Annotated in this window: 9 protein-coding genes and 4 pseudogenes; 8 read left to right on the top strand and 5 right to left on the bottom strand. The window is 54.0% G+C overall.

Annotated features, from left to right (window positions below; translation table 11 throughout):
* Window positions 1-189 precede the first annotated feature (189 nt).
* A pseudogene (locus GWK63_RS16330) lies at window positions 190-465 on the bottom strand (transposase); the annotation flags it as partial.
* Window positions 466-673: 208 nt separating this feature from the next.
* Here GWK63_RS16330 and GWK63_RS16325 point away from each other — a divergent pair.
* The 8 genes and pseudogenes from GWK63_RS16325 to GWK63_RS16290 all read left to right on the top strand — a co-directional run bounded on the left by GWK63_RS16325 (window position 674) and on the right by GWK63_RS16290 (window position 8056).
* Window positions 674-1363 carry a hypothetical protein gene (locus GWK63_RS16325; protein WP_146750197.1) on the top strand — a complete coding sequence of 230 codons (690 nt, stop codon included), beginning with the start codon at window positions 674-676 and terminating at the stop codon, window positions 1361-1363.
* A 361-nt stretch (window positions 1364-1724) separates the two neighbouring features.
* Window positions 1725-3254 carry an LA2681 family HEPN domain-containing protein gene (locus GWK63_RS16320; RefSeq protein WP_166498175.1) on the top strand — a complete coding sequence of 510 codons (1530 nt, stop codon included), beginning with the start codon at window positions 1725-1727 and terminating at the stop codon, window positions 3252-3254.
* Between the two features lie 237 nt (window positions 3255-3491).
* Window positions 3492-4931 (top strand): annotated as a pseudogene (locus GWK63_RS16315) (ParB/RepB/Spo0J family partition protein); the annotation flags it as partial.
* Window positions 4930-5085: pseudogene (locus GWK63_RS16310) on the top strand (DUF736 domain-containing protein); the annotation flags it as partial. The pseudogenes GWK63_RS16315 and GWK63_RS16310, both read left to right, overlap by 2 nt.
* 205 nt (window positions 5086-5290) lie before the next feature.
* A pseudogene (locus GWK63_RS16305) lies at window positions 5291-5584 on the top strand (VirB8/TrbF family protein); the annotation flags it as partial.
* Window positions 5581-6582 carry a P-type conjugative transfer protein TrbG gene (gene trbG / locus GWK63_RS16300; protein WP_039998564.1) on the top strand — a complete coding sequence of 334 codons (1002 nt, stop codon included), beginning with the start codon at window positions 5581-5583 and terminating at the stop codon, window positions 6580-6582. The pseudogene GWK63_RS16305 and the gene trbG, both read left to right, overlap by 4 nt.
* On the top strand, window positions 6579-7787 hold the full coding sequence (locus GWK63_RS16295) for a TrbI/VirB10 family protein (RefSeq protein ID WP_007397368.1): 1209 nt from the start codon (window positions 6579-6581) through the stop codon (window positions 7785-7787). The genes trbG and GWK63_RS16295 overlap by 4 nt, the downstream gene beginning before the upstream one ends.
* Window positions 7784-8056, top strand: coding sequence for a DUF2274 domain-containing protein (locus GWK63_RS16290; RefSeq protein WP_007397369.1), 273 nt, complete (start codon window positions 7784-7786; stop codon window positions 8054-8056). The genes GWK63_RS16295 and GWK63_RS16290 overlap by 4 nt, the downstream gene beginning before the upstream one ends.
* 26 nt (window positions 8057-8082) lie before the next feature.
* On the opposite strand, the gene GWK63_RS16285 is transcribed toward GWK63_RS16290, so the two are convergent.
* The 4 genes from GWK63_RS16285 to GWK63_RS16270 all read right to left on the bottom strand — a co-directional run bounded on the left by GWK63_RS16285 (window position 8083) and on the right by GWK63_RS16270 (window position 11841).
* Window positions 8083-8409, bottom strand: coding sequence for a type II toxin-antitoxin system RelE/ParE family toxin (locus tag GWK63_RS16285; RefSeq protein ID WP_223846588.1), 327 nt, complete (start codon window positions 8407-8409; stop codon window positions 8083-8085).
* Window positions 8369-8623, bottom strand: coding sequence for a type II toxin-antitoxin system ParD family antitoxin (locus tag GWK63_RS16280; RefSeq protein ID WP_007397371.1), 255 nt, complete (start codon window positions 8621-8623; stop codon window positions 8369-8371). The genes GWK63_RS16285 and GWK63_RS16280 overlap by 41 nt, the downstream gene beginning before the upstream one ends.
* A gap of 264 nt (window positions 8624-8887) precedes the next feature.
* On the bottom strand, window positions 8888-10309 hold the full coding sequence (locus tag GWK63_RS16275; protein WP_166498174.1) for a hypothetical protein: 1422 nt from the start codon (window positions 10307-10309) through the stop codon (window positions 8888-8890).
* On the bottom strand, window positions 10306-11841 hold the full coding sequence (locus GWK63_RS16270) for a VPA1262 family N-terminal domain-containing protein (protein WP_139064268.1): 1536 nt from the start codon (window positions 11839-11841) through the stop codon (window positions 10306-10308). The genes GWK63_RS16275 and GWK63_RS16270 overlap by 4 nt, the downstream gene beginning before the upstream one ends.
* Window positions 11842-12307: the final 466 nt, after the last annotated feature.

The following is a 12307-nucleotide window of genomic DNA, read 5'->3' as shown; positions in this document are numbered from 1 at the left end:
TCAGTCTCGGGGCAGGAGGCCAACGTCCGCATTTACAGATAGCCGACCTCCCGTTCAGCCCCCCAAATCCGCCTGCTTGTTCCATCTTCTTGAGCAGACTGGCGGCAATCGCCCTGATTGTGTTGAAAAACCCTCGTTGTGATTGGCGGTGAGCATCGCCCTGAGATCGGACTGATCGGGCTCTTCACCTCACCCGGCGGCCATCACCGCCTGGGGCGGGACGAGCTTGGCCATCTTGCGGAAGTTCTGGGCGGTTGCGGCGAGGAGGAACTCATTATGAGCGCCGTTTGGACCGCGCAATCGCAGGCGATCCAATTTCAGGATCCGCTTGAGATGGGCGAACAGCATCTCGACTTTCTTTCGCTGTCGACGTGCCGTGACATAAGCGTCCGTCAACGCGAGTTCGCGGGCCAGATCCCGGGCGCCTTCATGGATCGAGCGCATGATTTTGCGTGCTGGCGTATTCGCCCTCATAGCAGACATTAAACATGCGCCCTAGTTTCCTTGCGCCTCCTCATAGTCGGTCGGCCCAAGGCGACTCGGCACAGACCGCGATTGCAGCAGACACGGAGTGTGTCATGCACGTGACACTCAAACTGATAAAACTTCCCTGATCTGAAACAATTGCCTACCATATGCTGGCAATGAAACAAGTCGAGGAAGGTTGCTGCCAATGTCATTCAAATTAGTTTGGGAACGTTGGAGAGAACTGACTCGCTTCCGTCTTGCTTGTGAAATGGCTTTGTCTTCTTATCGGAAAAGCTTCCTTGAATTGCCAGTGCGTGGCATTCAAGATGCTAAGATCTATGATGAGCGAGGGGTGACCCGTTTTGAATGCTCTTATAATGATTTTCTTGATGTATTGAAGGACGAAACCCAATTGTATCGGCTGCTGATAGTAGGGCATACGTCGCTGATTGAGGAGTTTGGACGCGTAATTGTCACCCAACTTCTAGACGAAAACTTGGTAGGCCGCGTTGCCTTTCCCGGCATGCAGCTACATGGCACAAACGCGGAAGCCACAGATCACTATATCCGAAAGGTAAATATTGAAGCTTGGGGTTCCGCTCTTCTCAATGCTGCGAAAGTAACCTGGGATATAGTTCCCGGCGGTCAGGGTGCGGTTGTCCATGCTGTCGTGGTGCGGAATATTGTTGGCCATGGCGCAAATTCTTATAATAATACTGCCATTAATCGCATTAATGGTGTCGTTCCTGGTTACGTCACTTTTAGCGCTGGTCATTCCCTAATACTTGATCGTGAGGCTTTCCAGCAGTTCCTATCTACTCTTCGAAATTTTGGTCGGATCATCTGTGGTGTGCCTGCCCGCGTACGCAGGAATGCAGGTGAGCGTGCCTCGTAAGGGCGGCAGGTCAAAGGTAGTTTCCGGATCGCTGAAAAGAATTGTTTTAAGCGGTGTTTGTCATGTCCACTTACGTTTTACAGCTTTTGGAAATTTCATGCGGCATCAGGCGTCATATTTTTGCGGGCTCCGTAAGTTATGACCGAATGACTGCTTCCCCCCCGTTTCAACGTAAGCATTGAACGCAACAAATTGCTGATCTTCGTCCCCTGGTAGCCCCTTGATAGGCGTCACAGCAGCCGAGAAACTCAAAATTATCATGAGGAGTCCTCCTCAGTCAGAATCCAGAGAGCCAGTCAAATTGTCCAATCAGCCTAATCTCGAATCTCTTAATAAAAGCTGCGAACGCAGCATTACAAAAATGAGTGACGACGAGGCACTCGAACATATCGGTCGGCTGATCGACGATTCCTGTGATGCTGCATTTGAACGTGGTGCGAAGCGCGCATTGTACTTGCTTGATGAACTTACAAAGAGACCACTCACCGAAGAAGCGGCCGTGCTGGCAGAATATTTCCGGGCTAATGCTTGGGCTACGCGATCGCAGATTGCTAATATTCGGCAATCCTGGTCTTGGGAGAGTGTCGAACTTCAGGAAGAGATGTTGGCGCTCACGCGCGCAGCCAGCCATCCCGGGTTCATGAGGCTCGATAATGGACGGCGCTGCCAGATCCTGACCAATCGTGCCAATCTGCTCAACAAGGTCGGCCGCTCGATCGATGCTATCGCCGGTTGGGACGAGGCGCTCCGCATCGGCCCGCACTTCGCAATGGCTCTCGGTAATCGCGGTGCCGGACTTAGGTATTATGCCGGTATGGTCGACGACAATCGAGAGCGAGCTATTCTGGCGCTCCATGCCTATGACAGCCTTTGCAAGGCGGTGGCGCCGGATGCGATGTATGAGTCTCCCAACTTTCTGCCCGTCGTTGCGCAATTCAAGGACATGGCCGAGGCTCTTGGAAGAGCGGTCAATGTCGATGCTGTGCGAGCAATGCAGAATCTCGATCAGGGTGAACCGGGCCGATCGAAAGTGGAACGCGCTTATCGTCAGTGGTGCCTCGATAAACGGCTGTTTCTTTGCCCATTGAACGATCTCGGACCGTATCTAGCCGCAGCGACCGATGACCTGATGTTGCCCAGCATTAGGGAGAGGTTCGACGAGCGGCCCGGTGACTATTCACCGCCTCCGATTATCGGCTTTTTTAGCCAAATGAAACAGGAATACGTCTCGGCGCGCTACATGCTGTTCGAAGGAATAAGTAGCACACGGGTCCATTTCTCCGACCGTGGGGTCACGCTCACTAATACGCTCGATTACCCGCTCTATTCACTTGCGAGCGAGAGGGTGCGCACAGCATTCCGTATCGCATATTCCTTACTCGACAAGATTGCATTCTTGATCGACCGGTATTGGAAATTGGGAAAGATACCCGCGCATATCAGCTTCAAGAATGTCTGGATGGTCGAAAAGAAACAGAGACTGCTTCCGCAGTTCGCAGAATCAAACAATTGGTCTCTACGAGGACTCTATTGGCTCTCAAAGGAACTGTTTGACGATCAACTCAAGCAGACAACGTCCGCAGATGCCCGCGAACTCCATGCGATCCGCAACGCTCTTGAACACACCTATCTGCGTGTAAGCATGGGTTGGGCCAAGCCGTTCACGATCGGGCCGTCCAACGCCAGTAGTTTCGGGATTGCCATTGGAAGCGACGAACTGGAATCGAAGGCGATCCGCGTAATGCAGATTGCCCGATCGGCCTTGTTTCATGTGTCATTCGCGATTAGGCATGAAGAGCGCAGGAAGTTGCGTGACGATTCAGACGAGATGGTTGGATCAATGCCACTTTACTGGTTCGAAGATCGGTGGAAGCGCCGTGATCCGAATTAAGAAAGACTGCCCAGCAGGACAATAGTATTATGGTCTGACTGAGTGTCAGGTAATTTAAATTGTAATCCGGAAGCTGACCTTCCGTTATCCCCCCATTGCCGTCGTTTCCTGCCGGGAAAAGGTTGCGGATTTTGGGTGGGTCTGGGGCCTTCAGAGTCAGAGGGCTGCGCTGATTTTCGTGACGGGTTGAGAGGATGGGAGAGAGTCTCCTGTCCGCCCGTCATGGAGTTTTTCGCCATGGCGACCGCTATTCCCAAAATCACCCTGAGTTCGTCCCGCGACATCCCGTTCAACCGGCTGGTGCTGTCCCAGTCCAACGTCCGGCGTGTGAAGTCCGGCCTGTCGATCGAGGAGCTGGCCCGCGACATCGAGCGCCGCGGCCTGCTGCAGAGTCTGAACGTCCGCCCTGTTCTCGACGACACTGGGGCCGAGACCGGTACCTATGAAGTGCCTGCCGGTGGGCGTCGTTTTCGCGCCCTCGAACTGCTGGTGAAGCAGAAGAAACTGACGAAGACGGCCCCCGTGCCGTGCGTGGTCCGCGAGGCCGGATCGGCCATTCTCGCCGAGGATGATTCCCTTGCCGAAAATGTCCAGCGCGTGGCCCTGCATCCGCTGGACCAGTTTCGCGCCTTCCGTGACATGCTGGAGAAAGGCATGTCCGAGGAGGAAATCGCCGCAGCGTTCTTCGTCGCACCGGCCGTGGTCAAACAGCGCCTGCGGCTGATGACCGTGTCCGACAAGCTGCTGGAGATCTACGAGCAGGACGGCATGAATCTGGAACAGCTGATGGCCTTTTCCATCAGCGATGACCATGCCCGCCAGGAGCAGGTCTGGGACATCGTGTCCCAGAGCCATAACCGTGAACCCTACGTCATCCGCCGCATGCTGACAGAAAAGACTGTGCGGGCTTCGGATCGTCGCGTCCGCTTCGTCGGACTGGACACCTATCTCGCGGCCGGTGGGCCTATCATGCGCGATCTGTTCGAGGCCGATGACGGCGGCTGGCTGCAGGATCCGGCCATTCTGGACCGGCTGGTCATGGAAAAGCTGCAGGAGGCGGCTGAACAGGCCTGCGCCGAGGGCTGGAAGTGGGTCGAAACCGCCCTGTCGTTCCCATGGGGGCACACACGGCATTTCGCGGAAATCGAAGGCGCGGAAGTGCCACTATCCGACGAAGAAACTGCTCGCCTCGAAGCCCTGCGCGCCGAGCAGGAAGCCATAGAGGCTGAATACGCCCGGGCCGACGAATATCCGGACGAGATTGATGCACGGCTGGGCGAGATCGAGCAGGCCATTCTTGCCCTGGAGGAACGGCCTCTGGCGTTCGATCCCGCTGACATGGCGCGGGCCGGCACCTTCGTCAGCCTCGCTAGTGATGGCACATTGCAGGTGGAGCGGGGCTTCGTGCTGCCCGAGGACATGCCGGCCGAGCCCGAAGAGACCGGTAATGCCGATGGTTCGGATGAATACGAACACCCCGCGTATGATGGGCGAGATGAACGTATTGCTGATTATGGCAGTGATGAAGGCGCAGTGGGCGATAGCATTGCTCCTGACGTCGAGCCCGAGGAGGAAGACGGGATCAAGCCGTTGCCTGATCGGCTTCTCACGGAACTGACAGCCTGGCGCACGCTCGCTCTGCGAGATGCTTTCGCCAGCAACCCGCACATCGCCCTGGACCCGCCGCTCCAGCGAAGGCCGCACCTATCTGAGCCTGAAGCTGGACGATCCCTCCTTCGCCGCCCCGATCTTCGCCAACCTGTTCACCGACGAGGAAGGCGAGGGCTACTCCCTCATCTGGACCCGGCCGCGCAGCCGGAACGGGGACTGAACCTCACACGACCAACCCCGCCCGGTCTCTCCGGGCGGGGCTTTCCGGGTTTTCTGGCGGGTTCTTTCAGGGCGCGGGTAATCGTGCTGGTCGCCCGACGTGAGACGCAGGAGGAATACGAGGCTTTCCCTCAGCCTTCCCATTCTACCATGCGCGAGGGCAAACCGCGTCAAGGACACGTGGTCCCCCCAATTTTGCCCGACGCACCCGTGCCGGGCAGGCGCTCAACGATTATGCCCGTCAGAACGATCCCTTTGCCCGTATCGGGCATGAGCAGGTCGAACTGGACGTGTCGTCCGTCATCCGGGCGTCGCCCGCGAGTTTCCGGATTGCCTGGGTCGAGCGGCATTACCGCGACGGGGCGTTCGTTGGCACTGAACGCTGGACCGCCATCGTCTCCGTTGTTCTGCGCACACCCCGCGATGCCGATCATCTTCGGAAAAATCCCCTTGGTGTTTTTGTCTCTGCCATCAACTGGTCGAAGGAGCTGGGCCAATGATCCGTCGCGCTCTTCGTGTCCTGCCGCTGCTGATCCTGCCTCTGGCCGGATGCGCGCAGCATTACCGTCCGCCTGTCATCCGCTACGATGACGCTGTTCAGGCCACGCGCCTGCCGGACCCACCGAAACCGGTGCGGGTGGTTGAAGTCCCCCGACCGCTTCTCCTGCCGGGACAGCTCAAGCCGCTGCCCTCACGACGCGCGGCCCATCCGACTCCCGAAGTTGCCGACCCGACCGCGCGTGTGACGCAGGCCAATCTGTCGGCGCGCATCCAGCCCACGAGGGCTGGATTCATTAATGCGGTGCAGGTCTATCCTTATTCTCCGGGTGCCCTCTATCAGGTGTACACCTCGCCCGGCGAAATCACCGACATCATGCTCCAGCAGGGTGAAAAGCTGGTCGGCACTGGGCCGGTTGCTGCCGGTGACACGGTGCGCTGGATCATCGGTGATACCGAGAGCGGGGCAGGGGCAACGAAGCGGATTCATATCCTGGTCAAGCCGACGCGGCGGGACCTCACCACCAATCTGATCGTCAACACCGACCGGCGGACCTATCTGGCGGAACTACGCTCCACGCCCGCGACCTACATGGCATCGGTGTCGTGGGATTACCCCGAAGATGATCTGATCGCCCTGCATCGGCAGGACAATGCGGCCGATGACGAGGCGCCGGTGGATGCAGGGCTGGATCTGAACGCGCTGAATTTCCGCTATGCCATCCAGCCGGTGAAAGGCGGCACACCGCCCTGGCTGCCCAGCCGGGCGTTCGATGATGGCCACAAGGTCTATATCGCCTTTCCGGCTGGCATAGGGCAGGGGGAACTGCCCCCGCTCTTCGTGCTTGGGGCCGACGGCGGGCCGGAACTGGTCAATTATCGGGTGCGGCAGAACTGGATGATCGTGGACCGGTTGTTCGCGGCCGCCGAACTGCGGCTAGGCGACAAACACTCCGAGCAGCGGGTGCGCATCGTACGCACCGATAGACGGCGGACATGACGGACGGGCAGGAAGAACGCCGGGACGAAAGCGGCGAAGGCGGCACAGAAAACGCATCCCCTGCGGTCCCGCCATCGCCGCCCGATCTGCGTCTGCGGGCGGAACGGCCGCGTGTCGTGCGTCTGTCGCGCTATGTTGTCTGGGGGCTGGCGGGCACAGGCATGATCGGGATTGGACTGGCGCTGGGCTACGCGCTACAGAATTCCACCCGGCAGGGGCCCACGTCCGCCGTACAGGATTCTGATGCGCGCCCTTCTGCCGATGGGCTAGATGCCCTGCCGAAGGATTATACCGGCGTGCCCAGGCTGGGGCAGCCTTTGCCCGGTGATCTAGGGAAACCGATCCTGAAGGCGCAGCAGGAAGGCAGGGCCGGACCGGTTTCCGGTATGGGTGACCGGCGCGCCGAACAGGAAGTCGAGGCAGCCATCGCCAGCAAGCTGTTCGTGCAGACTCAGGACGCCGGGCGGCAGGACAGCGTGTCTGCTCCTGCGTCGCCCACTGCTGGGAATAGCACTCCGGCTGCGTCTGCGGGCACAAATGATCGGCAGGCCGCCAACCGTGCCTTTCTGGCAGGACAGCCTGATCGCGTCACGATCAGCCCGGATCGCCTGACGCAGCCTGTTTCCCCATACGTTATTCAGGCGGGGACGGTCATCGCAGGCGCGCTCAACTCGAAAGTCAGTTCGGACCTGCCGGGGCAACTGATCGGGCATGTGACGCAGAACGTCTATGACAGCCCGACCGGACGCTACCTGCTTGTCCCGCAGGGCAGCACCCTTTTCGGCACTTATAACAGCAGCGTTTCTTTCGGGCAGCAGCGCACGCAGGTGATCTGGACCCGTCTCACCCGCCCCGATGGCGAGAGCATTGTGCTCGACAGGATCCCGGGCGCCGATGCGATCGGTCAGACTGGGCTCAAGGATATGGTGGACCAGCACTGGGGCCAGATTTTCAGGGCTGCACTGGTGACAACTATGCTGAGCGTCGGGTCTGAAGCCGGGACATCATGGGGTGAGAACAACCTGCTTCAGGCGATCCGCAGCGGCGCCAGCAACGGGTTTTCCATGGTGGGAAACCGCCTGATCGACCGAAGCATGGATGTTCAGCCCACCTTGACTGACCGGCCGGGCCTGCCGTTCACGTTGATCGTCAATCGCGATCTGGTCCTGAAACCCTGGCATCTGCATGAAGGAGCAGCGCCATGACAAAACTCCGTATCAGCACAATTCCTGACAGTCGGCCGGTCAAGCTGACGATCGAACTCCCCGCAGAGATACATCGCGACCTGCTGCTGTATGCTAAACTGGTCTCGGGGAAAGCAGGTGAGGCGGCAGATGCCATCCCCGATGCGACCCGGCTGGTGCCGCTCATGGTCGGGCGTTTCATGGAGACTGATCGGGCCTTCCAGAAACAGCGGCGGGGCAGAAAGCCAGCGTCAACGGCAGGAACGACAGGCGTCTCCAGCGAAGGGTAAAGCAGGTTTGGCGAGCACAAGCAGCGTCAGTCTGTTTCCATAAGCCGCTCCCAGCGCCGTAGTCGGGGCAGCACGCGGACGATCAGAACCCCATCGTCGTCAATGAGATAGAGGATATGGTGAGCCCGATGACGGTGCAGCCGTATCGGTGGGTCGAATTCGTGACGTTCAGGCGCAAGCTGCGGATGTGAGGCGATAAGGTCGAACGCGTCCGACAGCCCTGCATGGTAGATTTCGGCCTGCCGCGGCCCGAAATCCCTCACGCCCTGCATATAGATGTTGACGATGTCGTCTTCGGCGAGCCGTGTCTTTCTACAGGTCGGCATCCGTCGTCCCGGCAGCCGCGCGAGCATCCTGCAGCAACTGCTTCATGCTCCTGGTCCCGACGCCACTACGCAGACCGGCCGTGATGTGGGCCTGAACCTCATCATGCGCCGCACGGGCCTCCTGATCACGCCGGATCAGGTCGCGGACATAGTCGCTTGCATTGCTGTAGCGTCCCGTTTTGGCCTGAGCCTCTACCCATTCCTTCATGGGATCGGGCAGGGATACGTTCATTGTTGCCATCGGCGCCTCCTAACCTAAATATGACAATCTTTGCCATTTCTTGTCAATAAAATTGGGATTGGCGCACGGTATTCCAGTTCCAGATAGCCGGCTGCGTCTGGATGGGATCATTTATAGGGCCGGACTGGCGGCATCCGCCTCATATTAGGACGTTCATATGATAAAGTGCGCTTTTGATAAACGGACCAATTTACTAAGCTCATTTTTCACAAAAAGTCATGCGATGAGAAAAAGCGGAATGCGGCAGCGTTCTTCGGATTATATTTAATCGTAACTATATTTTGCTCGAGTAAAATCACTGTCGACCGCTTCTGGCGTGTAGACAATAGATTTTGGCAACCAATATAAATCATTTACTGACTGGTCAATGGCGTGCCTTTTAATTTGATACTGAGAAAGTAAACGGAAGAATCCAGAAGTGACGGCAGTTTCGGACTTATGCCATTGTAATTCGAATGTGCGGAATTTTTTTTCGAAAGAGCGTTCGATATCACTTAATGTTTTCTTTTCTTCACCTTCAACAAGCCATCCTACTACGGCATAGTCCAATGCACTTCGACTAATAGCAGTAAGATTATTATTTTTTTCGATACCAAAATTCCAATTTTGCCAACATTCAAAAGCACACCGCCACAGTATGCAACGTCGTGCCCTTGTTGTACTTCGTTTGAACACAGACAAACAGCGCTCCACGCATTCCTGATTTTCTACGCTGTCATTATCTAAAGAAATACTATAAACATAATCTTGGCATGCACGCTGGTCAACGTGAGCCAGTGCCTGTCCTATCGCAATTTGCATATGAGCTGCACGAACAGGGTATTTATTAAATATTTCAAGCCAATGGGGCCAGTTTATTTTATCTTTTGATAGTATTATTAATAAATTTCTCAAATACCTATTTTCTTCTGGCGATAATATGCGAGTTTCTCTTCTAGTAACTCGTTCAATTACCGTGAAGTGTACGTATTTATTTCTACACGCAATTGCAACGCGGAGAGCGTCTGCAAGCGAGAGTGATTCCAACATGAAGTGAGTACGAATCCAGCTATCAGTTCTGTCTGCCAAGCGAATTATGCGGAGCCAATCAAAAAATCTAAGAGCTAATAACGCCTGCCTCGCGCCACCATCTAAAAAAGGAAGTTGCGGAAATGCCTGTGCCATTTCAAATAGCTGCTTCCAGTTTTCTGTCCGGTCTGCCTCCCACAGTCCACGCTCATGTTCTTGCTCCCAAATAGGCGCCTGAGAAGGGACGAAAGTTTTTGGTACACGATCATGAATTACAACTGCGCAGCCCTGCAATGCTTTGGCAGGCTCGGCGAGCCGAGGATATACAGCTCGCCAAAAATCACCGTTAAAATCCCAGATAGCAACTGACGCGAGTATACATTCAATCCAAATTTTGAAGTTGGTGTTATGTATGTCCCATTGTGTAAGCGCGTTGATAGTCCAACCAAAGCGTCTTGCCAGTTCAAGAATTTGGTCTGGCGTCAAAAGAGTAAAATTATTTAATTTATCTGGAACATCCCCTAGATCTGTTATGGCTGCCTGCGTCAAATCTCTTGTTTCTAGGTTTTTACTTTGCGTTTCGAAGTCTATAATTATATTCTCTAAATTGGTCGGTGGTATAGTTTCTCCGTCTTGGATTTCCAGAAGATAATTGAGAACCTCCTCGCGTAATATCACTTTGACCTCCAGATGAGATGTTGTGGTTCGTCTAATTCATTCCAAAGGTCTTCGAATGCGCCAGCTACCATTGCCGGATTAGAAACGCGCTGCAGAATATGATGAGCAAGTCCCAGACTATTTACTGATGTGCCCAGTGACCATGCTAATGGGCCACTTTCAGCATTTGGAAAAATCAAAAAACGATCATGAAAACTCCAGCCTTTGGGGCCTCTTCGGGTTCGATACTCCAAACATAAACCCTGTCGATTCCCTCCACACCGATCGAGTACATTTTTCTGCTCATCAGAAAAAGACACTCCTTTTTTGGGGGTATCGGTTGCCGTTTCTTTTATTGGTTCCTTGCCATCAGTTAAAGCGCGCAGCGGAACCCCTCCATAGTCACACCAAAAAAGTGTTTCGAGAAGGTCATGCCCCGTCAGATATGGATCCCACAAATCAACACCAGTATCACCATGTTTATCCAGAAGGAAACGTATATCTTCTAGAGCACGATTTCTTTCAGTAGAAGAGTTCAATAATGGACGGTACTGTACAAAATCACGAGTATCTGAAAGACGCTTTTTTTCATCAAGATCTTGCCGCCGATTTAGCCAATAATTTGCATCGTTTTGGTTTGGTCCACCGAACGAACTAATGTTTACACGTCTTATCTTGATTCGTTCAGGAGTTGTTTCAACTTTGGATCGCGGTATAGTGAATAGACGTGGTTCGGGTTCTTGAATGTACATACGAATATTAGCTCGGGAGGGAAAAGGCGTTAAAGCCGTGGCGCTCATTATAATGCCAGTTTCCTCGTCTAAAATTTCCGTTTCTAAAGGACGATAATGATTGTTAACACTCAACCGGACAGTCTCTTGAAATTTCTCTCCGACAGTGACATTTGTTAGGATATGGTCCCATTGAGTACGGGCTGCGATCACTAGCGGGCGTGGCGCTGAACCAGGTCTCCACGTCACGGTTACCTCTGAATATCCTGCGTTGCGGGGCGCTTTAATGCTGAGGACCACCACTGAAACCGGTATTTGAATCAGAATATCTCCTAAGAAATCTGACAAACTGGAAATTTCTATCGGAACCACACCAGACACAACATCCGAGAGTGTTTGTAGTCTTCGTCGATCAGAAAAAAAAGGAAATAGCTTTCCTTTTGTATGGTCAATCAGACGAAATACGTGAGATCCAGCCCAAAAATTATTCTGTAAAATCTTGTTCAGTGCAACTGGAACTGAGCCGTCTGATCGTACAAACATCGAAGGTTCTAGGCTTAATGCTCCTGTTTCCAGCACTTTACCGCTTGGACTCCACAACTTTTTTTCAGCCAGATTTTTCAGGGCATTATCCAAAGCGCTAAGTGGAAGAATTGTACGAACGACCCCAAAGGTCCAGTCCTTGAATCCTTCAATCTTAAAGCGTTTAGTGAGAAAGTTCTGTTTTCCCACAGTGTCTTCAGTCGCAATATTTTCTTTCAATACTGCAATAGATATAATATTCAGTGTCTTGCTGTTTTTTGGCGTGCCAATTACCTCCATCAACTCGATATATTGGAAGTCTCCAATAAAACCTGGCTTGGTGAGAACGTTTATTTCACCACGAACCCGCTCGAAATTTACAATAGGATCAATGCAATTTTGATGTTTGTTATTAGGAATGGTTCAATTCTCCAGAATTATGTTTATGTGTGCTTTTTAGACGTTCAGACATGAATATAGATATATTATGATCAGAAGGTATCTGGAGCAATTCTCTTATCACATCGCTCAACAGCCGACATTCCGTTTTTCCCCATTGCCGTCATTTTTCCGTCGGGAAGAAGGGTGAAAGACGATCTGGTGTGCAAAAGGCGGCACAGCTTTTCGGGAGGGGTGGAAAAGGTAGCGGGAACTTCTTTGCCAAGCGCTCGACCAGTGTGTGCAGGAATAATGGATTTATTCGCCGCATATTATGCGGATATAGCCTTGCGGTTTGCGGTGATTAAGCGCCATATTCCCCGCAAGG

It is taken from the genome of Komagataeibacter rhaeticus (genome assembly GCF_011611525.1).
In the GTDB taxonomy this organism is placed as follows: domain Bacteria; phylum Pseudomonadota; class Alphaproteobacteria; order Acetobacterales; family Acetobacteraceae; genus Komagataeibacter; species Komagataeibacter rhaeticus.
The sequence above is the reverse complement of the archived record's forward strand: the minus strand, read 5'-3'. Positions and strand labels throughout refer to the sequence as shown.